The 25,726-nt window shown below is 61.6% G+C and carries 24 protein-coding genes; 10 read left to right on the forward strand and 14 right to left on the reverse strand.

Annotated features, from left to right (window positions below):
* The first annotated feature begins 404 nt into the window (after positions 1–404).
* Positions 405–1,241 (forward strand): transporter substrate-binding domain-containing protein, encoded by an 837-nt coding sequence (locus FHW76_RS17900; protein WP_260182322.1) that lies wholly within the window; start codon positions 405–407, stop codon positions 1,239–1,241.
* A gap of 54 nt (positions 1,242–1,295) precedes the next feature.
* On the opposite strand, the gene FHW76_RS17905 is transcribed toward FHW76_RS17900, so the two are convergent.
* The 9 genes from FHW76_RS17905 to speB form a co-directional block, all read right to left on the reverse strand.
* On the reverse strand, positions 1,296–1,916 hold the full coding sequence (locus FHW76_RS17905; RefSeq protein WP_046622092.1) for a hypothetical protein: 621 nt from the start codon (positions 1,914–1,916) through the stop codon (positions 1,296–1,298).
* Between the two features lie 157 nt (positions 1,917–2,073).
* The gene (locus FHW76_RS17910) at positions 2,074–2,868 is read right to left on the reverse strand and encodes an SDR family NAD(P)-dependent oxidoreductase (protein WP_032731122.1); all 795 of its coding nucleotides are present in this window, start codon (positions 2,866–2,868) and stop codon (positions 2,074–2,076) included.
* A 60-nt stretch (positions 2,869–2,928) separates the two neighbouring features.
* Entirely contained in the window at positions 2,929–3,861 is a 933-nt protein-coding gene (locus FHW76_RS17915; protein ID WP_008806113.1) for a glyoxylate/hydroxypyruvate reductase A, read from the reverse strand.
* A gap of 5 nt (positions 3,862–3,866) precedes the next feature.
* Entirely contained in the window at positions 3,867–4,595 is a 729-nt protein-coding gene (locus tag FHW76_RS17920) for a class II aldolase/adducin family protein (RefSeq protein ID WP_004899997.1), read from the reverse strand.
* Entirely contained in the window at positions 4,596–6,116 is a 1,521-nt protein-coding gene (locus tag FHW76_RS17925) for an amino acid ABC transporter permease/ATP-binding protein (RefSeq protein ID WP_016161663.1), read from the reverse strand. It lies immediately after the preceding gene.
* 30 nt (positions 6,117–6,146) lie between these two features.
* A complete protein-coding gene (locus FHW76_RS17930; RefSeq protein ID WP_016161662.1) occupies positions 6,147–6,950 on the reverse strand; it encodes an ABC transporter substrate-binding protein in 804 nt (267 codons plus the stop codon).
* A gap of 9 nt (positions 6,951–6,959) precedes the next feature.
* Entirely contained in the window at positions 6,960–8,036 is a 1,077-nt protein-coding gene (locus FHW76_RS17935) for an isopenicillin N synthase family oxygenase (RefSeq protein WP_183476872.1), read from the reverse strand.
* Positions 8,033–8,896, reverse strand: a complete 864-nt coding sequence (locus FHW76_RS17940; protein ID WP_122533523.1) for a sugar phosphate isomerase/epimerase — start codon at positions 8,894–8,896, stop codon at positions 8,033–8,035. Before FHW76_RS17940 ends, FHW76_RS17935 begins: the two co-directional genes overlap by 4 nt.
* A 10-nt stretch (positions 8,897–8,906) precedes the next feature.
* Positions 8,907–9,857: an agmatinase gene (gene speB / locus FHW76_RS17945; RefSeq protein ID WP_004145693.1), complete on the reverse strand. Its 951-nt coding sequence runs from the start codon at positions 9,855–9,857 to the stop codon at positions 8,907–8,909.
* 115 nt (positions 9,858–9,972) lie between these two features.
* Here speB and FHW76_RS17950 point away from each other — a divergent pair, with 115 nt between their 5' ends.
* Positions 9,973–10,884 carry a LysR family transcriptional regulator gene (locus FHW76_RS17950; RefSeq protein ID WP_002914199.1) on the forward strand — a complete coding sequence of 304 codons (912 nt, stop codon included), beginning with the start codon at positions 9,973–9,975 and terminating at the stop codon, positions 10,882–10,884.
* A gap of 195 nt (positions 10,885–11,079) precedes the next feature.
* Here the strand turns inward: FHW76_RS17950 and FHW76_RS17955 are convergent, their stop codons facing one another.
* Both FHW76_RS17955 and FHW76_RS17960 read right to left on the reverse strand, forming a co-directional pair.
* The gene (locus FHW76_RS17955; RefSeq protein WP_012967392.1) at positions 11,080–11,703 is read right to left on the reverse strand and encodes a hypothetical protein; all 624 of its coding nucleotides are present in this window, start codon (positions 11,701–11,703) and stop codon (positions 11,080–11,082) included.
* A gap of 177 nt (positions 11,704–11,880) precedes the next feature.
* The gene (locus FHW76_RS17960) at positions 11,881–13,002 is read right to left on the reverse strand and encodes an FAD-dependent oxidoreductase (protein ID WP_183476874.1); all 1,122 of its coding nucleotides are present in this window, start codon (positions 13,000–13,002) and stop codon (positions 11,881–11,883) included.
* Between the two features lie 185 nt (positions 13,003–13,187).
* Here FHW76_RS17960 and FHW76_RS17965 point away from each other — a divergent pair, with 185 nt between their 5' ends.
* The 8 genes from FHW76_RS17965 (at position 13,188) to FHW76_RS18000 (ending at position 21,361) form a co-directional block, all read left to right on the forward strand.
* Positions 13,188–14,087 (forward strand): LysR family transcriptional regulator, encoded by a 900-nt coding sequence (locus FHW76_RS17965; RefSeq protein WP_032731117.1) that lies wholly within the window; start codon positions 13,188–13,190, stop codon positions 14,085–14,087.
* A 120-nt stretch (positions 14,088–14,207) separates the two neighbouring features.
* Positions 14,208–15,365 carry a S9 family peptidase gene (locus FHW76_RS17970; RefSeq protein ID WP_012967395.1) on the forward strand — a complete coding sequence of 386 codons (1,158 nt, stop codon included), beginning with the start codon at positions 14,208–14,210 and terminating at the stop codon, positions 15,363–15,365.
* Positions 15,366–15,387: 22 nt separating this feature from the next.
* Positions 15,388–16,308 carry a VOC family protein gene (locus FHW76_RS17975; RefSeq protein ID WP_012967396.1) on the forward strand — a complete coding sequence of 307 codons (921 nt, stop codon included), beginning with the start codon at positions 15,388–15,390 and terminating at the stop codon, positions 16,306–16,308.
* Complete coding sequence (locus FHW76_RS17980; protein ID WP_012967397.1) at positions 16,308–16,667, forward strand: Rieske 2Fe-2S domain-containing protein; 360 nt, start codon at positions 16,308–16,310, stop codon at positions 16,665–16,667. The genes FHW76_RS17975 and FHW76_RS17980 overlap by 1 nt, the downstream gene beginning before the upstream one ends.
* On the forward strand, positions 16,645–17,628 hold the full coding sequence (locus FHW76_RS17985) for a fumarylacetoacetate hydrolase family protein (protein ID WP_183476877.1): 984 nt from the start codon (positions 16,645–16,647) through the stop codon (positions 17,626–17,628). Before FHW76_RS17980 ends, FHW76_RS17985 begins: the two co-directional genes overlap by 23 nt.
* A gap of 3 nt (positions 17,629–17,631) precedes the next feature.
* Positions 17,632–18,423 carry a cyclase family protein gene (locus FHW76_RS17990; RefSeq protein ID WP_064166556.1) on the forward strand — a complete coding sequence of 264 codons (792 nt, stop codon included), beginning with the start codon at positions 17,632–17,634 and terminating at the stop codon, positions 18,421–18,423.
* Between the two features lie 228 nt (positions 18,424–18,651).
* On the forward strand, positions 18,652–19,854 hold the full coding sequence (locus FHW76_RS17995; protein ID WP_223168617.1) for an MFS transporter: 1,203 nt from the start codon (positions 18,652–18,654) through the stop codon (positions 19,852–19,854).
* Positions 19,855–20,050: 196 nt separating this feature from the next.
* Positions 20,051–21,361: a carbohydrate porin gene (locus tag FHW76_RS18000; RefSeq protein WP_023323147.1), complete on the forward strand. Its 1,311-nt coding sequence runs from the start codon at positions 20,051–20,053 to the stop codon at positions 21,359–21,361.
* Between the two features lie 135 nt (positions 21,362–21,496).
* On the opposite strand, the gene FHW76_RS18005 is transcribed toward FHW76_RS18000, so the two are convergent.
* The 3 genes from FHW76_RS18005 to FHW76_RS18015 are packed head-to-tail and all read right to left on the reverse strand — an operon-like array spanning position 21,497 to position 25,654.
* Entirely contained in the window at positions 21,497–23,941 is a 2,445-nt protein-coding gene (locus FHW76_RS18005; RefSeq protein WP_100781487.1) for a glycoside hydrolase family 3 protein, read from the reverse strand.
* Complete coding sequence (locus FHW76_RS18010) at positions 23,916–24,539, reverse strand: NADPH-dependent FMN reductase (RefSeq protein ID WP_023323145.1); 624 nt, start codon at positions 24,537–24,539, stop codon at positions 23,916–23,918. The genes FHW76_RS18005 and FHW76_RS18010 overlap by 26 nt, the downstream gene beginning before the upstream one ends.
* A 20-nt stretch (positions 24,540–24,559) precedes the next feature.
* Positions 24,560–25,654, reverse strand: a complete 1,095-nt coding sequence (locus tag FHW76_RS18015) for an LLM class flavin-dependent oxidoreductase (protein ID WP_014907086.1) — start codon at positions 25,652–25,654, stop codon at positions 24,560–24,562.
* Between the last annotated feature and the right edge of the window lie 72 nt (positions 25,655–25,726).

The following is a 25,726-nucleotide window of genomic DNA, read 5'->3' on the forward strand; positions in this document are numbered from 1 at the left end:
TTACGCCAGGTATGTTTTTTATTAATTCATCTGACTGACAAATTTATTAATACCAGGAAATAAACTGGCTTGTTATTTAGGGGCTGCTTTTGTCGGGATAGTAGCGTGGGGGAATTGCGACGTAAATAAGACGGTTATTAACGCGAGTTGAATGCCAAATATCGCTCGATAAAATAAATTGCTATTTTAATTCAATGCATTAGAAATAGCTTATTGCTCTTTTTTGCCAGGTGTTCGAACCCACTTCATGGTGGAAAATACGATCGTTCACGTAAGGCTACGCCCGGCAGATGAGGGATCATTCACCGGAGGGGGGCTGTTTTTTATCGCCAGATTTGCGATCGGCAACCGTGCTGCCGGGTTGTATGTCACGATGATTAAAAATAGGATGAATGCCCTGGCGTATGCTGCGGATGGTGTTGACTGATAAGCGGCCGATCACCCCGGCGCGAAAAATCGATAACGATAAGGATGGCGAGATGAAACTGACGGTGGGGCTGGCGCTGACGCTGGCGATAATGACCTGCGGCGCCCAGGCGCGCGATATGCAAACCATCGAGCACAGCGGTGAGCTGAAAGTGGGCGTGCCGGGCGATTACGCCCCGCTGGCGTTTCGCAATGCCGCCGGCGAGCTGCAGGGCTATGACGTGGACATGGCCCGCGATCTCGGGCGCACGCTGGGGCTGAAGGTGAGCTTCGTCTACACCAGCTGGCCAGCGCTCGCCGCCGATCTGCGGGCGGACAAGTTTGATATTGCGATGGGCGGCGTGACGCAGACTCCGGCGCGGGCGAAGGGCTTCGCCCTCAGCCATCCGGTAGTGGCGAACGGTAAAATCGCCTTAGCCAACTGCCAGGCCGCCCCGCGGCTCGGCTCGCTGGCGAAGATTGACCGCCCGGAGGTGAAGGTGGTCGTCAACCCTGGCGGCACAAACCAGAGCTTTGTCGATGAGCATATTAAGCAGGCGCAGATCATTCGCGTACAGAACAACGTCGACAATCTGGAGGCGCTGCGGCAGAAAACAGCCGATATGATGGTGACAGACCTGATCGAAGGCGACTATTACCAAAGCAAAGAGCCCGGCGTGTTCTGCGTTGCTAACGAAACACCGTTCGCCGGCACCGCCAGCGACAAGGTGTATATGATGAATAAGGATAACCCGGCGCTGCTGGAGAAAGTGAACCAGTGGCTGGATAGCCAGGACAAAGAGGTTCTCAAACGGAAGTGGAAAATTCGCGGTTAACGCGGCGGCGCGCCACCGCCGGCAGACGCGTCCGGCGGTGGTTATCGTCCACGGTTAGCGCTGCGGCGACAGGGTCTGTCGCGCGAGGCCGCGGAAGTAGCAGGCGTAGCCGAGGGTGGCGGTCAGGCACAGCATATAGCCAAACGACTCGCTGCCTTCCTCGACCGTGTTTTTCACCACCCGGGCGTAGTTCTCATCCAGCACGGCGTACCACAGGCCGTGCATACCAAACAGCCGAGAGAAGACCAGAATCGCCAGCAGGCCGCTGATCATCATCCCGTAATAGGGCGTGCGGGTATACTCCGCCAGCTGCGACAGGGTCTGAGGCAGATGGCGCAGCGGCGCCAGCAGCGACCCTACGGTGGTCAGCAGGGCAAACCACACCCAGCTGCCGTGGGAGAGCAAATCAAACAGGCCATCCAGTTCACGGATCAGCATGGCGAGGAAGAAGCCGCCGATGAGGATATTGCTATAGCGCAGGTGGGTATATTTTCGCGCCAGCAGGAAGTGAACCAGTACGATGACGGCCAGCACGCTCTCCTGCACCACTTCGGTCAGCGACACCTCCGGGATGTCGTTGCCAAACACCCGAATATCCACCCACAGACAGAGTACCGCGAGGGCGGCTGCGACCGCCGCGCCGAGAAAGAATAGCAAGCTTCGTAACAGAGACATTAACACCACAACTTATACTTAAAAGAAATATCATAAGTTTTGGGAATGCATGTTCCTGTTCACTTTGTGCGACTTTGCCGCGTTTTTTTAACATTTTGCGCGGTTTAGCGCCGGCGAAGGCGACAGGGGAGGGTGACTCCCCTGAATGAGGTGGGCGTCAGAGAATATCATCCACCACGCCGCCGTCGACGCGCAGTGCGGCGCCGGAGGTGGCCGATGCCTGCGGCGAGCAGACGTAGACCACCATATTGGCGACCTCTTCCACCGAGGCCGCCCGCTGGATCACCGAGCTCGGACGATGGGTCATGACAAACGCTTTCGCCAGTTCCTCCAGCGACTTGCCGGTTTTCGCCACGTCGTCTTTCAGCATCTCGGCAAAGCCGTCGGAAATCGTCGGCCCCGGCAGTACGCTGTTAACGGTCACTCCGCTGCCGGCGACATATTTCGCCAGGCCGCGGGCCAGCGACAGCTGCGCGGTCTTGGTCACGCCATAATGGATCATGTCCGCCGGGATATTGCGCGCCGATTCTGAGGAGATAAACACCACCCGCCCCCAGCCTTTACTGACCATCGCCGGGAGCAGCCCCCGTGACAGGCGTACGCCGGACATGACGTTGGTCTGCCAGTAGTTGTCCCATGTCGCGTCGTCGGTGGCGTAGAAATCCTGCGGGCCATAGATCCCGGCGTTATTGACCAGAATATCGACGCCGGTCACCGCCCGCAGCAGCTGGGCTGCGCCGTCGGCGTCGCTGAGGTCGGCGATGGCGGGTCGCGCCTTCGCGCCCGACACCTCATTTTGCAGACGAGCGATGGCGGCGTTCACGCTCTGCTCGCTGCGCCCGTTAATGATGATCTCTGCGCCGCTCTCCGCCAGGCCTTTGGCGATGGCGAAGCCAATACCCGCCGTGGAGGCGGTGACCAGCGCGACTTTCCCCGCTAAATCAATCTTCATGTTCCTGCCTTCTGGTTGTGGATCTCCCATTAAGCGTAGCAGCGGCAGTATGGCTGGGGATCAGTAACCGGCGTGCTTATTGACCAGGTTCTTCAGCGGCAGCCCGCGGCGCTGGCGCTGAATGTTCTCCAGCAACTGGCGGGCGATCACCTCGGCAGGGGCCGCAGAGGCCATATGCGGGGTGATGACCACCTGCGGATGGCGCCACAGCGGATCGTCCGCCGGCAATGGCTCCTGCGGGAAGACGTCGAGCACCGCCCCGGCGAGCTGGCCGCTCTCCAGCGCCGCCAGCACATCATCATTGACCATATGCTCCCCGCGGCCGCAGTTGATCAACACCGCCCCGGCGGGTAGCCGGTTGAACAGCGGCGCGGCGAGGATACCTCGGGTCTGCGCGGTGAGCGGCAGGAGGTTAATCAGCCCGTCAAGCGACCCAAGAAAGTGGTCGAGCGCCTCCTCGCCGCGATAGCAGGTGACACCAGCCAGCTGCTTTTCACTGCGCGACCAGCCGGAGACCCGATAGCCGAGGCGGGCCAGCTGGTCAGCGATATAGCCGCCAATTTCGCCCAGACCCATAATGCCGATATGGAAGTCGGCGGCGGCGCGCTGGGGATAGAGCTTCCAGGTTTGGGTTCGCTGGTGGGCCAGCGCCCGGTCGAAATGGCGCTGAAACCACAGGACGCTCCACAGAGCATATTCGAACATGCCGTGGCGAAAATCTTCATCGATCACCCGGCACAGCGGGATCTCGCTGGCGAACAGCGCGGGCGGCAGATGATCGACTCCGGCGGACGCGGCCTGGATCAGCTTCAGCCCCGGCGAGCGGCTCAGCAGCTGCGGGTCCGGGAACCAGCAGCTGGCGTACTGGGCGTCGCGCGCCGCCTGGTGATGGGGCAGAAGCGCCGTGACGTCGGGAAACTGCTGCAGGGCGGCGCAAATATCGCGGGCGAAATCCGCGTCGTTACAATCCACAACGATAGTGATATCAGACATAGGCGTTAGTCTTTGTAAGAGGTATCGAGACGGTCAAGACGGCGCAGCCACGCCTGCCAGACCTGTTGACGTTCATGCTCCACGCCCATCAGCTGCTCGCAGGCGTGCTGGCTGAGGTGCGGAGCGATGGTGTGGATCGGGCTGAGGGCCGCCAGCTGGGCGGTGGCCATTTGGATCTCGCAGGCGCGGTTCAGGTAGTACATGATGTAAAACGCATCGGCCACGGTGCGGCCCACCGACAGCAGGCCGTGGCTCTGCAGGATCATGGCGATATTATTCCCCAGCGAGCGCTGGATGCGCGCCCGTTCGTCGAGGTCAAAGGCCACCCCTTCATAGGGATGGTAGCCGACGCGCTGGTAAAACTCGGTGCTGATCTGGTTAAGCTGCAGCAGGCCGTCCTCGCAGGCGGCCACCGCCATTCCCGGCAGCGTATGGGTGTGGATCACGCAGTGGGCGTCTTCCCGGGCCATATGCACCGCGCTGTGGATGGTAAAGCCCGCCGAGTTAGCTGGCGCGTCGCCCTCTACGACCTTGCCCTGCATATCCACCACGATCAGGTTGCTGGCGGTGACTTCGTCAAACATCATGCCGAAGGGGTTAATTAAAAAACGCGGCTCGCCGTCGCCGGGCAGGCGCACGGAGAAGTGGGTGTAGAGGGTATCCTCCCAGCCGAACAGCGCCGCCAGCCGGTAGGCGGCGGCCAACTGCTGGCGCAGGTGTTGCTCAGTTGCCATTTAGCGTACTCCCATAAATTCACGGATTCGTTGCAGAGAAGGGGCCTCCAGCGGGCTGCGGATCACCTGCGGGGCGATATCGGCCTGCACCACGCCGTTCTCCATCAGCACCACGCGGTCGGAAATCGACAGGGCGAAGTCCATCTCGTGAGTGACAATCAGCATGGTCATGCCTTCGCGGGCCAGCGACTGAATGACCTTCAACACTTCGCCTACCAGCTCCGGATCCAGCGCCGAGGTTGGCTCGTCAAACAGCATAATGTCCGGCTTCAGCGCCAGCGCCCGGGCGATCGCCACGCGCTGCTGCTGGCCGCCTGAGAGCTGCCAGGGGTATTTGCGGGCATGGGCCAGCAGGCCGACGCGGTCGAGCAGCGCCAGGGCCTGCTCGCGGGCGACCGGCTGGTCAAGCAGCTGGTGATAGCGCGGGGCCAGCATCACGTTGTCGAGCACCGTGCGGTGGGGGAACAGGTTGAAGCTCTGGAAGACCATGCCGATGCGCCGCACCCCGGCGCGCATCTGGCGTTTGTCGACGATGGCTCCGCCCTTCAGATAGTCCTCGCCGTAGAGAATGATCTCCCCGCCATCAAGGCTTTCGAGGGCGTTGATGGTGCGGATCAGGGTGGTTTTGCCGGAGCCGGACGGGCCGATGATGCTGATCACCTCCCCGTTCTCCACCTGCAGATCGATGCCTTTCAGCACCTCATGCTGACCCCAGGATTTGCGGATGCCCCGCAGATCGAGCGCTGGCGGCGCGCCGTTGACGGCCGGCGTTTTGATCTCCTCCGTCAGCGCCGGCAGGCTCTGGCGCAGCGCCTGGCATTCCGCCTCGCTGAGGGTTTGCGGACGCTTGCGCTGAATATCGAGACGATTTTCCAGCGCCCGGAACAGCCAGGTGAAGACGGTAACCACCATCACGTAGTACACCGCCACCGCCAGCAGGGTCTCCATCACGAGGAAATTTTGCGCATACAAGCGCTGGCCGGTGAGCAGCAGCTCGGGTAAGGAGACCACCGACAGAATCGAGCTCAGCTTAATGATGGTGATGTATTCATTGATCAGCGTCGGCAGCGAGATGCGAAACGCCTGAGGAATAACAATCAGCCGCTGGATGCCGATAAAGCTGAAGCTCAGCGCATGGCCCGCCTCGCTCTGCCCCTTGGCCACCGACAGCAGGCCGCCGCGGTGGATCTCCGCCATATAGGCCGCTTCGGTGACGGTCATCGACACCAGCCCGGCGATAAACGGCACCCCGAGTAGCGGCTGGGTCACCGGAAACAGCTGCGGCAGGTTGTAGACAAACACCAGCAGCACCATCAGCGGCACGCTGCGAAAAAACCAGATATAGAGTTCGACGGGGATCTTGACCCAGCGCGGCGCGGAGAGCTTCGCGCAGGCTAACAGAAAACCGACCACCAGGCCGATCCCCCAGGACAAGGTGCTGACCACGATCACGGTCACGCACGCCTGCCAGAATGCTCCAATGCTAAACAGTGAAAAAAAGTATCCCCAATCGAACGCCATACCGACTCCTGTTGCGCAGTGCTTATTGTCTTAATCGATGCTTTCTAAGTTGTATTTTTTGATCAGCGCGGCATATTGGCCGTTGGCTTTCAGCGTGGCCAGGGTGGCCTTAATCGCCTCCGCCAGCTCGGTGTTGCCTTTGGCGACGTAGATCCCCAGCGGCAGCGGGTAGACCAGGCGCGTAGAGCTTATCCCCAGGCGGCCGCGGCTCTTGTCGACGATGATCTGCGCCGCCGGGGCAATCTCAAGCTGGGCGCCGATGTTCTTCGACAGCAGCGCCTGCGAGGCTTCCGGCGCCGTCGGGAACTCCTGAATGGTGATAGCCGGTTTGCCGTTTTTCAGGCACCACTCATCGGAGTGTTTTTTCAGGCTGGTCACCCAGGTGGTGCCTGCCTGCAGGCCGACCTTCACACCGCACAGCTCATCTTCGGTTTTCGGCTGCACCGCGCCGCCCTTCAGGGCGATGATCGACGCGCCGGAGAGGGCGTAAGGGATGGCGTCGGCCTGTTTCTGGCGTTCCGGCGTCACGTACATCCCGGAGATCACCGCATCATATTTCTTGCCGATGCCGAGGATCAGGCTGGTGAACTTGGTGTCGATCAGCTGCGGTTTGGCCTGCAGATGTTGGGCGATCAGCGCGGCAAAATCCGGGTCGAGACCGACGATGTTGTTATTGCTGTCATAGGACTCAAACGGCGGGTAGGTGACCTCCATCCCCACCTTAAAGACGCCCTCGGTCAGCAGTTCCGCCGCCTGGGTGACAGGGGAAAAACAGGCGCTGACGGCGAGGGTAAGCGCGACACGGCGCGAGATTTTTTTCAGGGTGCTAGTCATCATGGTTCCTCACGGGTGGTTAGGGTTTTTTTGCTGTGCCTGTTTTTTCAAATGGCCAAAGGTATTGGTGCCGCGCGCGCGCTCCGGTAGCTGAAGTTCACCGCGATTGACCTTCTCGCGCAGGTAGCGATAGGTTTGCAGCGCCTGGCTCCACATATGCTCCCCGATGCTGAGCTCCTGATATTCACCGGCTTCGCCGGCGGCGAGGAAGGTCGGCAGCGGGCGGATCAGCGTGTGGTAATCGCAGGCGAAAAACAGCGGGAAGGAGTACCGCTCCTGCGGCACTTTGCGCACCCGGTGGGCTGTAGCAACAAATGTGCCAGCGCTGAGCACTTCCAGCATGTCGCCGATATTGATCACGAACGCCTCTTCTCCGGCGGCGTTCTTGACGGGAGGTGCATCGATCCACACGCTTTCTTCATTGAGGACTTCAAGGCCGGGCTGGTCGGCGAGCAGCAGGGTGAAGCACTCATAGTCGGTGTGTGCACCAATTCCGGGAACATCTTCGACGCTGGCGTCGAACGGGTAATGGATCAGCCGCAGCTTGGCCGGCGGGCAGGTCACCATCGGTTTGAAATACCCTTCCGGCAGGCCGAGCGCGAGGGCGAAAGCGTCGAACAGACGGTGGCCGAGGGCGAAGACTGCGTCGTAGTAGGCCTGCACCCGCGCGCGGAAATCCGGCAGATCGGGCCACTCATTGGCGCCGATCAGCGGCGTGCCGGCGAGCACCAGCGGATGGTCATCCGCTGCCTGGAAGCCGATATCGAAAGCCTCTTTATGGTCCGGCTTGCCGGAGCCGTAGATCTCTTCTCCTTCCGGAACGTAGCCCTTATGGCTTTTGGAGTGGCCGATGTAATAGTTCATCTTCTCCTCCATCGGCAGGGCGAAGATCTGCTTCGCCGCCTCGCGGACGCCGGCGATCAGCGCCGGGTCGATGCCGTGGCCAGTGATGTAGAAAAAGCCCACCTCGCGCGCCGCGCGGCCGATGGCGTCGGCCACCGCCTGGCGCCTGGCGAGATCGTCGCCGGCCAGATCGCGGATATCGATGGTCGGGAGTTCAGTAAAAGCGTGCTTCACGGCAGTCATGGCTGCGGTTCCTGTTCAGTGAGCGTTAAAAACTGCTGAAAGTGGGCCTGCTGGCGCACGGCCATCCAGGCGTTGAGCGACCAGAGGTCGGCCACCGGAACGTTGGTGAACGGCAGATGGTGCAGATAGCCGTCGGCGCCAAACTCCGGGGTCAGCGTGGTCTGCGGGTAGCCGCGCTGGCGCTGTGAATGCCAGACCTGCTGCCAGAAGCGCTCGGCAAAAGCCAGCGCCGGCTGATACTCCGGCGCCGCCGGGTGCGGCACCTGCGGCCCCTGGTCGTAGCCCACCCGGGCCTGCACGTGATGCACGCGGTCGATAAAGGCGCTGAAGTCATCGCTGGGGTCATCCAGCAGGCGCTCGCTGACCACCACCCAGTGGCTGATGTCGGCGGTAAAGCGCAACTGGGGGAGCTGCTGAATAATCTCCAGCGTGAGCCACGGGCTGTACAGCGAGGTGGCGCGATGGGTTTCAAAACTGCAGGTCAAACCAAACCCGGCGGCCAGCTCGTGCGCCTTGCCGAGAAAATCGACCTGCTGCGCCAGCGGCCAGCGATCGTTGCCCGCCAGCAGATTGACAAAGCGCGGGTTGAGGCTGCTGGCCTCGGCGAAGCGGGTCTGCAGGCGCGCCAGATGCTGCTCCGGCGTTTCATGCTGGGCGGGGAGCACTCCGCCGCCGCTGAAAAGAATGGCGATATACTCCAGCCCCGACGCCTGCAGGCGGTCGGCGAGCTCCCGCCGTTCGGCCACCGTTAACGGCACGCGGGCTTCGATACCGCAGCAGCCGACGCGCTGCAGTTCATCCAGCGTTTGCGACCAGGGGGTGGTGACTCCCCAGAGTGTGCGAAAGCATTTCAGCTCCATGGCGGCTTCCTCAGGCGTACTTCACGCCGGGCAGGACGCAGAGCATCTCGTACAGCAGGTTGGCCGCCAACTGGGAGGTATTACCGCTCACGTCGTAGGGGGGCGAGACCTCGACCAGATCGGCGCCAATCAGGTTCAGGCCGCGGCAGCCGCGGACGATCTCCAGCGCCTGAATGGAGGTCAGGCCGCCGACTTCCGGCGTCCCGGTTCCCGGGGCCCAGATGGGATCGAGGCTGTCGATATCAAAGCTGAGATACACCGGCCCGTCGCCCATCTGCTGGCGGACTTCGGCCATCAGTGGCGCCAGCGAGGTATGCCAGCACTGCTCCGCTTGCACCAGGCGAAAGCCCTGGTCAACGCCCCACTGGAAGTCGCCGGCGGCATAGCCCTGGGCGCGCTGGCCAATCTGCACCACCCGTTTGAGGTCGAGCAGTCCCTCCTCAACGGCGCGGCGGAAGGTGGTGCCGTGGGCGATTTTCTCTCCGAACATCTCATCATTGGTATCGGTATGGGCGTCGACGTGGATGAGCCCCACCGGACCATGTTTTTTGGTCAGCGCCCGCAGGATCGGCAGGGTAATGGTGTGGTCCCCGCCGAGGGTTAGCGGGATCAGCGGATAACTATTCAAACCGGTGTAGTAATCTTCGATAATTTGCACCGATTTGAGCAGGCTGTAGGTATTGATCGGCACATCGCCGATGTCGGCCACCGACAGCGAGTCGAACGGCGCGGCGCCGGTTGCCATATTGTACGGACGGATCATCACCGATTCGGCGCGAATATAGCGTGGTCCGTAGCGCGTTCCCGAGCGCTGCGAGGTGCCGATATCCAGCGGAATGCCGACAAATGCCGCATCAAGTCCCTGTAAATCTTCGATAAACGGCAGGCGCATCATTGTGGCGCGACCGGCGAAGCGTGGCATCTCATTGCCACCCTGCGGTTGGTGAAAGAGGTTATCCATGTCTGCTCCTGAATCTGACGGATGAAACGTAACAGGAGAGATAGTGCGCAACCCGCGCTGGACTTTACATCGTCTGACGTAAATACTCAGTTCATTTATTGGTGAACTAAATACGATGCATCACGACGCCAGCCTTAATATTCGACAGCTGCAGGTTTTCGAGGCGGTGGCCCGCCTGGAGAGCTATAGCCGGGCCCAGCAGGAGCTGGGCATTTCGGTCTCCGCCATCAGCAATGCCATGTCGCAGCTGGAGGGACAGCTTGGCTTCACCCTCTGCCAGCGCGGGCGCGGCGGTTTTTCCCTGACTGAGAAAGGTCAGCAGTTTTTACAGCAGGCGATCCGCGTGCTGAGTGAACTCAATGAGCTGGAGCGGCAGTCGGCGCTGCTCAAAGGGGAGCACAGCGGCACCTTGTGCATCTCGACGCTCGACTCCATCGAGACCGAAACGGCGCTCTCGCTGCCGGTGGTTCTGCGCAGCTTCAGCGACAAATTTCCCCATGTGCATATCAAACTGATTATTCGCACCCCGGCGGAGCAACTGAACGGCGTGCTGAACAACCATATCGACCTGGCCATCGGCAGCTACAACTCGCAGGTGCATAACATCATCAGCGAGCCGCTGTACCGCGAACAGCACTGGCTCTACTGCAGCGATCTGCACCCGATGTTCTTCAGCCGCCAGCTGGATAAAGAGCAGATCAGCCAGTGCCCGCTGGTGACCCGCAGCTACTGGAACACCAGCGATTTGCGCCGCCGGGGCTTCAGCAAAGGCAGCGCCACCGTCGAGACCGTCGACGCCCAGCTGTTGCTGATCCTCTCGGGGAAATATATTGGCTATCTGCCGGAGCATTACGCCTGGCCGTGGATCAAAGAGAACCGCCTGCGGGTGCTGCTGCCCAACGAGTTTGGCTTTCAGTCGCCGTTCTCGGCTATCTGTAAGCGCGGGCGCAGCAATGAGCCCTACCTGAAAGCGTTCCGCGACCTGTTGAAGAAAAACACGGTGGCGCGGCCGAAGTGGAATTACTGAGTGGGGTAGGGGCTTCCCTCCGCCGCGGTGGTGGCTCTGGCGCTCAGCGCGCAGCCTGGCGGTGGCATTTCTCCTGTTTAAAAAACGAACAGCAGCCGGTAGCCCGCCCGGGCTGCGGCTGCCAGGCAACTGCCTCCAGGTTATCCACAGGGTTAGGCGCCGCTGGTGTGGACAGGTCGCCGGGCAGCGCAGTCGTTAGCGATTCGCTTTAATGGTTTTTTCCGCAATCGCGATGGTGGAGAGTTTGTGCAGGCAGATCAGCGCCAGACAAATCCCGCAGGCAAACAGATAACTCGCCATACTCAATTTTTGCAGACGCGATAAATGATTAATTCTGTCAATCACCGCCGGGCTGGCGAGGCCTTCATACAGGAAAGGCAGCGCCGTTAAGAAGCCGCCAATAAAATAGAGCACCAGACTGATGACTTCGACAGCCTTACGGTATAACCAGAAGCGGTAACCCCATTTTTTCCATTTGAATATGCGTTTCTCATCATTGACCGAAATCAGATGCTGGCATTTACTGTAGTTATCAATATCGCTGACCGGATTTTTGCATTTCAACAATATCTTTCTTTGCGCCATGGTCAGGTTTTTATCTTTGGTCAGCGCGGCGATACCATATTCGTATGCGATCCGTTGCAGATCGGGGTCGTCACTATTTTTGTGCAGTGCGGCGGCGAATTCACTGATATTTTTGCGCGAGGTGAATATTTTATCTTTGGGAAATACCCAACCTGAACGCACGGCGACAATCTGAATAATCAACGTGATAATCGCTATCGCATATTTGAAAAACTCTGCCGAGAGAATATTCATATCCGTATATTCCTTTCCATGATGAAGGGGAAAACTGAAATATACCTTAGCCATGTGAGCGGAGAGGTGTCAAATATCACGCTGCGCGGGAAGAATATCTTCGGTGATAAGAGATTAGCGTCTGGGGAAAGGGGGAAAAATCCGCCAGCGTGGCCGGCGGAGGGGGCCGGGCAGGGCTTATATCGGCCTCGCCGTCAGGGCCATCATATCGCTGATCGCCTGCTGGCGGTTAAAATGGCGATCGCGGTGGATCTCACTCTCGCCCACCTGCAGCGAGGCGGCCCAGATCTGCTGACAGCGCGGCCGGCGGCGGGCGTCAAAGTGCGCCAGCGCGGCTGCTACGCTGTCGGTCTGCTGCAGCGCTTCGCGCAGCACGATGGCATCCTCGATCGCCATGCCCGCCCCCTGACCGAGATGCGGAGTGGTAGCGTGAACCGCGTCGCCCACCAGCACGACGCGTCCCTGATACCAGGGATCGTCGACGAACAGCTCCTCCAGCGGCTTATAGACGACCTCGTCGTTGTTAACGATATGCTCGCGCAGGCTGCCCGGTAACCCCGCGCCGGGCGGCAGACGGCGGCGCATCTCCGCCGCCAGCTGGTCGCGGGTGTAGCGGGGGTTATCCGCTTCATGGGAGGTGATAAACAGATACATCAGATCTTCCCCCAGCGGCACCAGCCCACAATTGCAGCCCTCGCCCATAAAGCACATCAGATGATCCACCTCCGGCGACCGCGGAAAGTTGTAGCGCCACACGCCCTGGCCGGTAAAGCGAGGTTGATAGCGCTCGCCGTAGAGCATGCCGCGCACCCGGGAGTAGATCCCGTCGGCGCCGACCAGCAGATCGTAGCGCCCCTCGCCGCCGCGGCTGAAGCTCACCTCCACGGCATCATCATGCTGACGGAAGGCGTCAATGCTCTCGCCAGTGGTCAGCCTGGCCCCCAGCTCCTGCGCGGTGGAGCAGAGTACGTGGTGCAGGGCCTGGCGGGAGATACCGACGTTGGCCGGGAACTGTTCGCCCGCCAGCCGCTCGCCGGGAAAGCTGGCTAACTGCTGGCCGCTCAGGGTATGCACCGAGACGCTGTCAAACGGCCAGGCGGCGTCCAGATAGCGTTCCAGCACGCCAAGCCGCTGCATTTCGCGCACAACATTGTTCTGCTGAATGATACCGACGCCGTAGACCCGCCACTGCGGCTGGATCTCCACCACATCGACGGCGACACCGGCCTGGCGGAGAGCGATGGCGGTGCATAATCCGCCGATGCCGCCGCCAACGATTAATGCGTTATGGATATTCATCGTAGCTGTTTTCTCAAGGGGACAGAGAGCAGGACGTTAACCAACGGAGCGGCACGCTGACTAATCGCGATAAAGAATGATCGCTATCGCAAAAAACAATATCGCCGTGGAAATTGAAAACAAAAAGTTGCAGAAAAGTTAAATTAAGCCACAGGATAAGCACGCCATTTCTCGCCGGGGGACCCATGCGTTATCAACATCTTGACCTGAACTTACTGGTGGCACTGGATGTGTTACTGGATGAACAGAACATTACGCGCGCGGCGGGCCGGTTGCATATGACCCAGTCTGCCACCAGCGGGGTACTCAACCGGCTGCGCACCTACTTTGAGGACGACCTGCTCACCCAGGTGGGCAGAAAGATGCGGCCCACGCCGCTGGCGGAAGAGCTGCGGGAGCCGGTTCGCGACGTGCTGATGAAAATTCAGACCTCTATTGCCCGCCGGCCGGTGGATGAGCCGGCAACCAGCAAGCGCCATTTTCGCATTATGGCCTCGGATTACGTGATCAACGTGATGTTGAAGGATGCGCTGCAGGCGGTACATCAGGAAGCGCCGAGTATGACCTTTGAGTTTTTCTCGCCTGACGCCCAGTCCACCGGCATGCTCAACCGCGGCGAGCTGGATATCATCGTGGCGCCGGAACGTTTTATGGCCGCCGACCATCCTGCCGAAGCGCTGTTTGACGAAGAGTTTGTCTGCCTGGCCTGGGCGGACAATCCCCACACCGGCGAGATGCTGACCCTTGACGCCTGGCAACAGCTGGGGCATGTGTCGGTGGTCTTTGGCCGTGAGCGGCAGCCGGGGCTGGAGGGCAATCTGTTTGCCGAGTCGGGGCTAAGTCGTCGTATCGAGGTGGTGACTCACAGCTACCATTGCGTTCCGCAGCTGCTGCTCGGCACTTCGCGGATCGCCACGCTGCACCGGCGGTTGGCGGAGCAGTACGCGGCGATGCTGCCGCTGCGTCTTTTCCCGGTCCCGGTGACCCTGCCGATGATGCGCGAATTTATCGGCTGGCACCGCTCGCTGGATAACGATCCTATCTTCGGCTGGCTGAAGGCAAAAATCGTCGCCAGCGCACGCTAACCCACGGGTATTGCTCCCGTCGATACCTGACATCCTGAGACATGATTGGTCGCCCGCAGGTGCTTTATGTGACAGTGCCTGCGCTAAAGCGACTGCGACTGAATGTTGAAGGATGACCCTATGTTTCGCTATTTCCCTAAAAACTATGTCTGGAACCTGTCGGTGGATCTCTCCATCGAGATGGGCGCCCGCATCGGTGAGATCGAAGAGATGTGCGCGCCGCTGCTGGCTGCGTCCGAGCATCCCGACGCCGAAGGCACCCGCGCGTTCCGGGAAACCTGGTCCCGAATGGCCGATAAATTATGCGCGCTGGCGGGCGAAGATGAAGCGCGGGGACGGCGGCTGTCGGCGGGAGAGAAGTATCTCCGGGCGGCCAACTATTACCTGACCTGCGAACGCCTGCAGGCGCATGGCGCACCGGACCGCGATGCGCTGTACCGCCGCTTTCTCGATGTCTTTGCCGCCGGGCTGCACCATACCCATGCCAACTGTCAGCGGGTAACCATCCCCTACGAGGGCAAAACCCTGTCGGCACTCTACGTCCGCGCCGAAGGGGTGACCGGCCGCGCGCCGCTGCTGGTGCAGGTCAACGGTCTCGACTCCACCAAAGAGATGAAATATCTGGTGGGATTACCGCAGTGGCTGGCGCAGCGCGGGGTCTCCTCGCTGGTGGTCGACCAGCCGGGAACCGGCGAAGCGCTGCGTCTTCACGACATGAAGGCCCGCTATGACAGCGAGCACTGGGCCAGCCGGATCGTTGACTGGCTGGAGCAGCACCCGGAGGTGGATGCCGGGCGCATCGGCATGGAAGGCGTCTCGCTGGGCGGCTATTACTGCCCGCGGGCGGTGGCGTTTGAGCCGCGCTTCGCCTGCGGCGTGGTGTGGGGGGCGAATCACGACTGGCGTGAGGTGCAGCAGCGCCGCCGCGAACGCGAAGGGGATTTTCCGGTACCGCACTACTGGCAGCACGTGCGCTGGGTCTGGGGCGGCGAGGATATCGACGCTTTTATGCGCCTTGCGGAGAACGTCCATCTCGACGGCGTCCTCGACCGCATACGGGTGCCTTTCCTCGTCACCCATGGTGAAAAGGACTCGCAGATCCCGGTGAAATGGGCGCAGCGCACCTACGACCAACTGGTGAACAGCCCGCGCCGCGAGCTGAAAATTTTCACTGACCGCGAGGGCGGTGTGCAGCACTCCAGCTTCGACAACTCGATTAACGCCGGGCACTACATCGCTGACTGGGTGGCGGAAACCCTCGGCGGCCGGGTGGCCTGAACACGCATAAGGAACAACCGCGATGAATATTCTTGGTCCGGATTATCTGGTATTTGGCGTCGATGACCTGGCGGGTTGCCGGCAATTTCTTCTCGACTACGGTTTACGCGAGCAGGAGAACGGTTTTTTTAGCGCGCTGGATGGTACCGGCGTGCTGCTGCGGGAGCGTGACGATCCGTCGCTGCCCGCGGCGCTGCCCAGCGGCAGTCAGTTGCGGGAAACCGTCTATGGCGTGGCGGATAGCGCCACGCTGGAGGCGATTGCCGAGACGCTGCGCCGCGATCGTGAGGTGAAGCTTGGCGCCGACGGCGTACTGCGCTGCGTCGATGATGCCGGCTTTGCCCTTGGTTTTCGCGTCAGCCAGCGCCAGCCGCTGCAGCGGGAAGGGGAGAAAATCAATGCCCCGGGGGATCACGCCGGGCGGCCGGTCAACCAGACCGGGGCCAGCGCTGACATGGCGGCAGAGCCGCGTTCGCTTTCCCATGTGGTCTATTTTGTGCCGGACGCCGCGCGCGCTGAAGCCTTCTATCAACGGCTGGGCTTTGTCTGTACCGATCGCTTCACCCACGTCGGCCCCTTCCTGCGGCCCGCCGGCACCCAGGATCACCATACCCTGTTTCTGATCCAGGCTCCGCCGTTTATGACCGGTATTGAACACTTTACCTTCCATCTCGGCGGCCCAACCGAGCTGATGATGGCCGGTAGCCGCTTTCAGCAGAAGGGGTATCAGACCTTCTGGGGGCCGGGGCGCCATCAGCTGGGATCGAACTGGTTCTGGTACTTCAACAGCCCGCTCGGGTGTCATATCGAATATGACGCCGATATGGATCAGCACGACGACCACTGGCAGCCGCGCGAAGCACTGCCGGGGGCCGATAACTCGCAATATTTCCTGCTGGGGTATCGTGAGAAGTGGGCCCCCGGTCCGGATAACGCCCGCTGATGGTTCGTCTGTGCCGTGCCGACAGCCTGGCCGAGGGCCAGGCGCGGGGATTTGACCCTACGGGCAGCGGGCAGGCGACGGTGATTGCCTGCCGCTATCAGGGGACACTCTATCTGTGGCGCAACCGCTGTCCGCATCTGGATACCCCGATGAACTGGCGGCAGGACGCTTTTCTCAACGCCCGGGGCGACCGGCTGGTCTGCTTCGCCCACGGGGCGATTTTTATGCCGGACAGCGGCCTTTGCGTGCAGGGCGCCTGCGCCGGCCAACGTCTGAGTCCGCTGGCTGGCGACGTTGACGCCGACGGCTGGCTCTGTCTGCAGGAGGAGGCAGATCATGAAACTGGCAACACGAGATAACGGTGAACGCGACGGCTGCCTGGTGGTGGTCTCGCGTGATTTGACGCTGATGGCCGATGCGGCGGATATCGCTCCGACGCTCCAGCAGGCGCTGGAGCTGGCCCCGCGCGTCTGGCCTGCGCTGCAGGCGCGCTATCAGGCGCTCAATGCGCGCCGCTACCCGGCGGCACAACCCTATGATCCCTGGCGTCTGCTGGCGCCGCTGCCCCGCGCCTGGCAGTGGCTGGACGGTTCGGCCTTCCTCAGCCATGGCGAGCGCATGCAGCGGGCCTTTCATCTGCCGCCGATTGCCGGCGCCGACCAGACGCCGCTGATGTATCAGGGCAGCGGGGACGACTTTCTTCCCCCTCACGCCGGGATAAGCTGCCGCCGGGTCGAGGATGGCCTCGACTTTGAGGGCGAATTCGCGGTGGTGATCGACGAGGTGCCGCAGGGCTGCTCGCCGCAGCAGGCACTGAGCTATATCCGCCTGATCGTCTTGCTCAACGATATCAGTCTGCGGGCGCTGGCGCCGCGCGAGATGCAGACCGGGTTTGGTTTTATTCACGCCAAACCCGCCTCGGCTTTTGCGCCGGTGGCCCTTACCCCGGATGAACTGGGAGAGGCCTGGCAGCATGGGCGGGTGGCGCTGACGCTGCAGGTGATGCGCAATGGCGAGCCGTTTGGCTGCCAGTCAGGCAGTGAGATGCATTTCCATTTTGGCGAACTGATTGCCCATGCGGCGCAGACCCGCCGCCTGCGCGCCGGGACGGTGGTGGGCTCCGGCACGGTGTCCGGGCCGGACGCCAGCCGCGGCGCCAGCTGTATCGCCGAGGTGCGGGCCATGGAGATGCTGGCCCATGGTGAACCGCGTACGCCGTTTTTGTCCCCAGGGGAGCGGGTGACGATGGCAGCCCACGCCCCCGATGGCCGGCCGCTGTTTGGCGTGCTGGATCAACACGTTGTGATGTTAATGGAGTAAACCATGATCAATCTTTTACAAGGGCGTCGGCTGATCGATCTTTCCGTCACCCTGGACAACAATCCCTGGACCGATCCGCCGCCGCTGCTGCCGAACATTGAATATCAGGATCATCAGCAGGGGTGGCCGGAAATGGCGGCGATGTTCCCGGGACTGGAAAAATCGCAGATGCCGGGAGAGGAGGCCTGGGCCTCCGAGCGCCTGACCGTGACGCCGCACAATGGCACCCATATGGACGCCCCCTGGCACTACAGCTCGACCACCAACGGCGGCGAACCGGCGTTTGGCATCGATGAGCTGCCGCTGGAGTGGTGCATGCGCCCCGGCGTCCGGCTGGATTTCCGCCACGTCGCCGACGGGGCGATCCTGCAGCCGGAGGATCTGCAGCGCGAGCTGGCGCGGATAGGCTATTGCCTGTCGCCGCTGGATATCGTGTTAATCAATACCGCAGCCGGCGCCCGCTACGGCCAGCCGGACTATCTCCAGCGCGGCTGCGGTATTGGTCGGGCGGCGACGCTGTGGCTGCTGGAGCAGGGCGTGCGGGTTGTTGGCACCGACGCCTGGAGCTGGGATGCACCCTTCCACTTTACCCGCGAACGCTTTCAGGCCAGCGGCGACGCCGGGCTGATCTGGGAGGGGCATAAAGCCGGCAGGGAGATCGCCTATGGGCAAATGGAGAAGCTGAGCAACCTGGAGCAGCTTCCCGACTACGGCTTCTGGGTGAGCTGCTTTCCCTACAAGATCCGCCGCGGTTCGGCCGGGTTTATCCGCGCGGTGGCGATTGTCGACGCCTGAAACTACGGAAGGTTATGTTAATTTAATGTGAATGTATTGTGTTAATTGTGATAGCAATCGCAGTCCACGCCACCTGCATCCGGTAGGGTAGAACGGTATGTGTGCTGAGTTCGCTAATGCGTTGTCAGCCAGTATGCCGGGGCGCAAAACGCCTTTCTTTATCGATAAAAAATAGAACTGTAATTCATATTCTAAATAAAGGGCAGTGACGGAGAGCGGAAAATGGTGATGCACAAGGTTTCAGCAACCCCGCGCGAGGCGGGGGTCGTACAGGCGATGTTATTGATGTTGGCGGCCCTGCTGCCGATCATGGGGACGTTGACCATGCTGCCGGTGATGCCGATCCTGTTCGGCCATTTTGCCGCGCAGCCGCACGCTCAGCTGTTGGTGCCGATGATCATCACCTTACCGGCGGTGAGCATGGCGCTGCTGGCGCCGCTGGCCGGAATGGTGGGCGATCGCCTGAGTCGTCGCCGTCTGCTGATCGCCGCCACCGGCGTGTACGCGGTGTTTGGCCTGCTACCGGTGATGCTCGACGATCTGCATACCATTCTGCTGGCGCGGCTGGTGATGGGCATCGCCGACGCTTTTATCCTCACCACCGCCAATGCGCTGATTGGCGACTACTTTGCCGGCGAGGCGCGCAGTAAATGGCTGGCGGTGCAGAGCGGCATGGGGTCGGTACTGTCGACGCTGATTGTGCTGGGCGCTGGCCTGCTGGGAACCCTGGGCTGGTATGGGCCGATCTATTTGTATGCCCTGGCGATCCCGGTCTTTATCGGCCTGTGTCTGTTCACCGCTGAACCGGCACTCCGCCATCGCGCGGACAATATCGCTGACGAGAAGGGCGTCGCTTTTCCGCGGCGCAAAATGGCGGCGATCGGCCTGATTACCCTTGGCAGCGCAATCCTCTACTTTCTCGAGCCGCTGCAGATAAGCCTGGTGTTCAGTCAGCTCGGGCTGACCTCCAGTAGCCAGATCGGCATCGCTACCGCCATGGCTGGGGTGGGGGTGCCGCTGGGGGCCTGGCTGTATGGCCGCAGCGCGAAGCAGCGTATCGACAGGCAGTTTTTGCTGTTTTACGCCATTTTTGGTTTCGGCCTGTTGTTTATCGCTGTGGCCCGCAATCCGCTGGCCGGCGTGGCGGCCGGGTTCGTCGCGCAAATCGGTAACGGAATGCTGATCCCCCTGATGCTGGCCTGGATGATGAAGACCCTGCCGGCGCCGCACCGCGCGACGGGGATCGGCATCTGGCATACCTTCTTTTTCCTCGGCATGTTCATCAGTCCAGTACTGATGAACATGCTGAATGGCGTTACCGGTAGCCTGCAGCACAGCCTGCTGTGGTTTGCGCTGTTGACGCTGGCTATCGCCGGTATGACGGGCATCGCCAGCGCCCGGATGGGGGGCCGCCGCGCGCTGGCCCGCTAATTTCACCTGACGAAGATATCACCATACGCCCGCTGGCCTCCCGGCGGGAACGGGAGGTTATTATTTAAAAAAGCCTACACCTTATTTAGCGTTAACTTTCAGCCTAATTAATCCCTGTTAATAAACGTATTGTGACGAATTTATTTTTCACGATATGGCGCATCTTACCTGCAAAAAATAAAAATGAGGGTTTATTATGAGTCTCTGCTGTACCGACGTAAGTAAGAAAATAATTTTTCCCCTTTCGGCGCTGACGCTGGCGATATTCTCCAGTACCGCGCTGGCGGATACCTGGACCTGTGAGCAACTGGATAAACTGAATACCCGCTCCGCGCAGGTCGTCAGCCCTCCGTCGACCTGCGAATCGCTTATCGGCGATATTGGCGGCTTTCGCAGCGCGCTGGCCGACCGCGGCTGGGGCGTTCAGTTAAGCTGGAACCCGATGGTGATGTACGATCTGAAAGGCCAGTCCGCCGACCCGCAACAATATGCCGGGCAAAGTTTTACCTGGTCGCAAAATATGTCTTTGAACGTCACCTACGATTTAAGCCGAATTGGGTTTACTAAAGACGCGCAATTTACTTTCTCTCCCCAGTGGGCGACCTCGAATTATCATGACAGTTATCCGGAGCTGCATAATATTGCGGTGCTGGCGGTGAACCAACCCTTATTAAACGGCCAGCTGGAGTTGCAATATGGTTTTTATCCGTTAATTCGCCAGTTTTACGGCATGGTGCTGGGGGGCAACTCTTCTTCAGCCGCGCTGGGGCCGACCAGCGTGATCCCGGTGCAGGTGGGGATCAGTCTCAACGCGCCGACGCCGACCTTCACCGCCATCGTCCGCGATAGCGAAAAGAAGTTTTATAACAACTTTGCCGTCAGCCGCAGTATGTCGCCTGCCGGGCACCTCGACGACGTGGAGCAGAACCCCTCGGGCCTGAAATGGCACGTTGATGGCGCCAACCCGATCCTGGTGGATGAGTTTGGCTTTAAGCAGCCGGCGGGCGAGTCGCAGCGCTCGCTGTGGTTCCGCGCCGGGGCAATCTACAACACCTCGCATTACCAGTATTTTGACCAGCCCGGCGACAGCAGCAGTAACTACGCGTTCTATGTCGCCAACACTGTGCAGCTGACCCAGCCGAAAAAAGGGCTTCCGCTGGGGCTGTATCTTGATGTGAAAGCGGACTATGCTCCGGACGATCGCAACGCTTACACCAGCGACTTCCAGGTCACCTTCTTTGATATCGGCCTGTTTCCCGGCCGCGAGCAGGATATGACCTCGCTGGGCTATACCCGCTCCTTTATCAGTAAAAAGTTCCGCGATTATGTCGGCGAGGCCGGGATGGAGGCGCCGCAGAGCATCAACGCCATCTCCCTGTCGCACGCTCTGCGCCTGACCAAAGGCATTTACTGGATCAACGGTATCACCTGGCAGGATAACCCGACGCTGGTACCGAAGCATGAGTCGGCGGTTCTCTGGCAGTCCTCCATGTACTGGAACTTCTGACCACAGACCACCTGAGGATTTTAACCCCGCCCGCCGGTACGCTGCCGCCGGGCGGTTTTTTTCGCGAACCGGTTGGCGGATGGACAAAAAAAGAGGGTCGGCACGTTGCCGACCCTCTTTGCCATCGATCCGGGTTTAGCCCCGGTGGCTGATTTTCCCGTCGGGGGTCAGCACGAAATCGAAGGTTGCCCGAATATCGTCGCTGGCGAAACCCACCGCCAGCTGCCAGGGGCCGCTGGCCAGTTGCCATTCCTGGGCAGGCACCTGCCAGCGCTGCAGCGCGTGACGCGGCAGGTCAAGGGTCAGGGTGGCTTCGTCGTGCGCCGGGACGCTGACTGCCGCAAACTCCGCCAGCGCCGACCATGCCGTCTGCGGCCCCCGCAGGTAGAGCTGGACCACCGCTTTCCCGTCGCGGGCGGCGCGGTTTTGCAGCTGGCAGCGCAGCTGCAGCCCGTCCACCTCGTCGCCTGTCAGCGCGGCGGCGTTGAGGGTGATATCGGCATACCCCAGACCGTGGCCAAAGGCCCAGGCGGCGGGACGTTCGCGGGCGCTAAACCAGCGATAGCCCACCTGCTGGCGCTCGTGATACCAGAGGTCGCCCGCGGCGTCCGGCGTCAGGCTGCGTACCGGATAGTCATCCAGGCGCTGGGCGAAGGTGACCGGCAGGCGACCGCCAGGTTCACGATCTCCGGCCAGCACCGAGGCCAGCGCCGGGCCAAACTCCTGGCCCGGATACCAGACGACCATCACCGCCGCCGCGTCGGCGAGACACCCGGTATCCACCGGATGGGCAACGTTCAGCACCACCACCGTCCGCGGGTTCGCCGCGCAGACGGCGCGGATCAGGGCGACCTGATGCCCCGGCAGCGCGGTAGCGTCCCGGTCGATGCTCTCCAGACCGGCATCGGCCGTTTCGCCAATCACCAGCACCACGCTGTCGGCCGCCCGGGCATGGTCGACCGCCTGCTGCAGCAGATCGATGGTTTGCGGGGGCTGGCAGCCAAACCAGATGCCGTGGGCGATACTGCTACCGAGCGCCATCTCGGCCCGGAAGGTCAGGGATTCCCCGGCCTGTAGCGGAAATTCAAGGCGAGTATGGGGGGCCTGCATCAGCTTGCCCATGATATCCCCGTCCAGCGCCTCGCCATTGAAGGTCGCCACGCGTTCGCCGTTCAGCTGCAGGGCGACCTCCCCGGTGCCGCCGATCCAGAAGCCGTAGCGGCCGCTGACCGGCGCGGTGAACTGGCAGCTTACTGTCACGGTGGCGCGTTCGGTCAGGCGCAGCATGTCGCCGACGCCCGGCATATCGCGAAACCAGATCAGCGAGGAGGCATCGCGCACCTCCCGGTGAACCACCTCCCCGGCGGCGGTGGCGTAGGCAACGTCCAGTCCGCGTTCGCCGGCGGCGGTGCGCAGCGGCAGATGATGCAGAGGTGGGATGCGATAATCGCTCTCCACCCCCTGGGCATAGCTTATCTCGACCCCGGCGGCGGAGAAGCGCTGACGAATGGCTTCCAGAGGGGAGATCAGTCCCGGCATCAGCGCCACTCTGGCAAAGGTCCCGCCCTGGAAGCAGGGCGTCGTGGCGTTGGGACCCATCACCGCCAGCCGCTGTCCCGCCTGCGCGTCGAGAGGCAGCAGCCGCTGGCGATTGTGCAGCAGGACAAACCCCGCCGCCGCGGCTTCCTCCAGCGTGTGGCACCGCTGCGCCTGGGCGGCCGCAGAGCCATCCCACGGCAGAGGATGGCTGACCCGTTCGGCCAGCCGCGCCAGCCGGGCGGCGGCATCGTCGAGACGCCGGGCATCGCTGTCGGTATCCATCAGCGCAGGCAGCAGGTGGTCGCCCATATGGCGGGCCGGGCCCGGCATCTCCAGATCCAGTCCGGCGCGGAAGCTGGCCGGGCCATTCTGGGTGCCGAACCAGTCGGACATCACCAGCCCGTTCCAGTCGAGATCGCGCTTCAGCCACTGGCTGATGGCCTGATGCTGCTCGGCGCAATAGATCCCGTTCACCCGGTTATAGGCGGTCAGCATGCCCCAGACGCCGCGGCTGGCCGCCACTTCGAACGGCCAGAAATAGACTTCGCGCAGGGTGGCTTCATCGACGACCACGTTCATGGTCCGCCGATCGGTTTCTGAATCGTTACAGACCATATGTTTGACGATGCAGCCCACTCCCTGGCGCTGAACGCCGTCGATCCACGCCGCGCCCAGCTCGGCGATATGCCGCGGGTCTTCGCCAAAAAGCTCAAACGCGCGGCCGGCAAGGGGGCTGCGCAACAGGTTCAGGTTAGGCGCCAGCAGCGCCTGCGTCCCGGTGCGCAGCGCCTCCTGACCGATGACGCCGCCCACCCGGCTGACCAGCTGGCGGTCCCAGCTGGCGCCAAGCGCCAGCCCGCAGGGGCTGAGCAGGGCAATATCCCGCTCGTCAACCCGGCCGCCGGTGATCCCCATCGGGCCATCGGACAAGGTGACCGATCCCAGCGTGGAGTGCGGGATAGGATGGGTAGACCACATCCCCATCCCGGCGGTGAGCCGTACTTTTTCGGCAACGCTAAGCGACAGACTGAGCGCAGGCATCGGCATGTCTCCGTAAGAGGGAGTCAGGGGTGAAGGCCAGCGACTGTTCGGCTACGGTGGCCAGCGCGCGCTGGACCGCGTCGTCGGTGCAGCGGCCCTCGCTGTCGAACAGCGACACGCCGGCGGTGTTGAGGGTTACCCCCAGCGGGGTCGGCCAGCCGCGCAGGGCATGAACGATACCGCGCATGGCGCCGAGGGTGGTGTTGCACCCCTGCCAGCCGGCGGCGGTAACGATGCAGCCCACCGCCCGGCCATCGAGATAGACCCGGCTGTCGCCGCGCAAATCTTCCAGCAGGTCGATGGCGTTTTTCACCAGGCCAGACACGCCGCCGTGGTAGCCCGGCGAGGCCAGCAGAATGCCGTCGGCCTGGCGCACGGCTTCCACAAACGCTACCTCCTGCGGCGTGCGGGTGGTCACTTCCGGGTTAAACGGCGGCAGGGCCGCCAGTTCAGCGCCGCCGAACAGCTGGGTTTGCGCGCCGAGCGTGCGGGCATGGGCCAGCGCGGCGGCGAGGGCGCGCTCGGTGCTGGAGCCCGGGCGGGTAGTGCCGCCGATACCGATCAGCAGCGGCGGGCGCGAGAAAACAGGCTTATTCATAGCAGGATCTCCCGGTCGGATTAGCGAAAGCGCGGCAGGATCTGGTCCGCGAACAACGAGATCGACTGCTGGCTCAGGCGCAGGCGCTCCTCGGTCAGCGGGCCGTTGGTGAAGCCGAGCAGCACGTTGCCGATGCCCAGCTGCTGGTGGCGTTCCAGCTCTTCGGCGACGGTCTCCGGGCTGCCGTACAGGCACCAGGTTTTGATCCACTCTTCGCTGAAACAGTCCGGATGGCGGTGCAGCGTAACGCCGCTAAACTCTTCCGCCCGCTTGTTGTACTCATATTCCCGGTCGATGGCCTGCTGGTACCAGCCCATGATCTGCAGCATCTCCTCGCGGGCCTGCTCGTCGGTGGGGGCGATATGGACGCACTGCCAGGTATGGGTGGTCCACGAGAGGCAGTGGTTCACCACCTCGTCGCTATGGCCGGCGTTGAGCAGGGCATCGCGGTAGCGGGTGAAATAGTGGGTCAGCTGGCCAAACGGATCGTTGCTGGCCGGGATCGGCGGAGTAAACGCGGGTATAAAGGCCGGCCAGCCGTTGTCGGCGGCGCGCTGCATGCTGGTTTCACGCAGGGCCACCGGCATGATGCGGTTAAACGGTTTTTGCCAGGGGGCAGGAACGATGCGCTGGACCACCGCGCCCTTATAGTGGCCGGTCTCGAAGATGATCGGATCGTCTTCAATGTTTTTCTCCCACAGCCGCTGGACCAGATCGAGGTTCTCCTGCAGCAGGCTGGAGGCGTCCTTGTAGTTCACGCCAAAGCCGATCATCTCTTCCGGCGTGGTGCCGCTGCCGATGCCCACCAGCAGGCGGCCTTCGGTGAGTTGATCCAGCAGGTTTACGCGCTCGGCGAAGCGCACCGGGTGGTGCAGCGGGACGGTGGTGACTGACATGCCAAAGTGGATCTTTTTCAGCTGTCCCGCCAGGTACGCGGCGAAGACAAACGGATCGCTGGACATCGGCGCATAGCCGGTAAAGTGATGGTCTGGCATAAAGACCGCATCGAAACCGCGATCTTCGGCCTGGCGCGCGTGATCGATCAGTGACTGCATCACGAAACGATCCTGCTCGGGGGCAGTGGAACGGCCGACGAGGAAAACAGAGAAACGCATAGCAACTCCTGGGTTGTGTGGTGGTTGTTATTATTAAATAGAACTAGAATTATGATTCTAGTTGTTTATCAG

The sequence above is a fragment of the Klebsiella sp. RC2 genome, from assembly GCF_014192815.1.
Taxonomy (GTDB): Bacteria; Pseudomonadota; Gammaproteobacteria; order Enterobacterales; family Enterobacteriaceae; genus Klebsiella; species Klebsiella variicola.

Coding starts and splice junctions, on each gene's coding strand:
- FHW76_RS17930 (WP_016161662.1), bottom strand. CDS start 6,950: ATGACTAGCACCCTGAAAAAAATCTCGCGCCGTGTCGCGCTTACCCTC.
- FHW76_RS17965 (WP_032731117.1), top strand. CDS start 13,188: ATGCGTTATCAACATCTTGACCTGAACTTACTGGTGGCACTGGATGTG.
- FHW76_RS17900 (WP_260182322.1), top strand. CDS start 405: ATGCTGCGGATGGTGTTGACTGATAAGCGGCCGATCACCCCGGCGCGA.
- FHW76_RS17970 (WP_012967395.1), top strand. CDS start 14,208: ATGTTTCGCTATTTCCCTAAAAACTATGTCTGGAACCTGTCGGTGGAT.
- FHW76_RS17990 (WP_064166556.1), top strand. CDS start 17,632: ATGATCAATCTTTTACAAGGGCGTCGGCTGATCGATCTTTCCGTCACC.
- FHW76_RS18000 (WP_023323147.1), top strand. CDS start 20,051: ATGAGTCTCTGCTGTACCGACGTAAGTAAGAAAATAATTTTTCCCCTT.
- FHW76_RS17935 (WP_183476872.1), bottom strand. CDS start 8,036: ATGACTGCCGTGAAGCACGCTTTTACTGAACTCCCGACCATCGATATC.
- FHW76_RS18010 (WP_023323145.1), bottom strand. CDS start 24,539: ATGAATAAGCCTGTTTTCTCGCGCCCGCCGCTGCTGATCGGTATCGGC.
- FHW76_RS17950 (WP_002914199.1), top strand. CDS start 9,973: ATGCATCACGACGCCAGCCTTAATATTCGACAGCTGCAGGTTTTCGAG.
- FHW76_RS17980 (WP_012967397.1), top strand. CDS start 16,308: ATGGTTCGTCTGTGCCGTGCCGACAGCCTGGCCGAGGGCCAGGCGCGG.
- FHW76_RS17960 (WP_183476874.1), bottom strand. CDS start 13,002: ATGAATATCCATAACGCATTAATCGTTGGCGGCGGCATCGGCGGATTA.
- FHW76_RS17915 (WP_008806113.1), bottom strand. CDS start 3,861: ATGTCTGATATCACTATCGTTGTGGATTGTAACGACGCGGATTTCGCC.
- FHW76_RS17985 (WP_183476877.1), top strand. CDS start 16,645: ATGAAACTGGCAACACGAGATAACGGTGAACGCGACGGCTGCCTGGTG.
- FHW76_RS17995 (WP_223168617.1), top strand. CDS start 18,652: ATGCACAAGGTTTCAGCAACCCCGCGCGAGGCGGGGGTCGTACAGGCG.
- FHW76_RS18005 (WP_100781487.1), bottom strand. CDS start 23,941: ATGCCTGCGCTCAGTCTGTCGCTTAGCGTTGCCGAAAAAGTACGGCTC.
- speB (WP_004145693.1), bottom strand. CDS start 9,857: ATGGATAACCTCTTTCACCAACCGCAGGGTGGCAATGAGATGCCACGC.
- FHW76_RS17905 (WP_046622092.1), bottom strand. CDS start 1,916: ATGTCTCTGTTACGAAGCTTGCTATTCTTTCTCGGCGCGGCGGTCGCA.
- FHW76_RS17920 (WP_004899997.1), bottom strand. CDS start 4,595: ATGGCAACTGAGCAACACCTGCGCCAGCAGTTGGCCGCCGCCTACCGG.
- FHW76_RS17910 (WP_032731122.1), bottom strand. CDS start 2,868: ATGAAGATTGATTTAGCGGGGAAAGTCGCGCTGGTCACCGCCTCCACG.
- FHW76_RS17925 (WP_016161663.1), bottom strand. CDS start 6,116: ATGGCGTTCGATTGGGGATACTTTTTTTCACTGTTTAGCATTGGAGCA.
- FHW76_RS17955 (WP_012967392.1), bottom strand. CDS start 11,703: ATGAATATTCTCTCGGCAGAGTTTTTCAAATATGCGATAGCGATTATC.
- FHW76_RS17975 (WP_012967396.1), top strand. CDS start 15,388: ATGAATATTCTTGGTCCGGATTATCTGGTATTTGGCGTCGATGACCTG.
- FHW76_RS17940 (WP_122533523.1), bottom strand. CDS start 8,896: ATGGAGCTGAAATGCTTTCGCACACTCTGGGGAGTCACCACCCCCTGG.
- FHW76_RS18015 (WP_014907086.1), bottom strand. CDS start 25,654: ATGCGTTTCTCTGTTTTCCTCGTCGGCCGTTCCACTGCCCCCGAGCAG.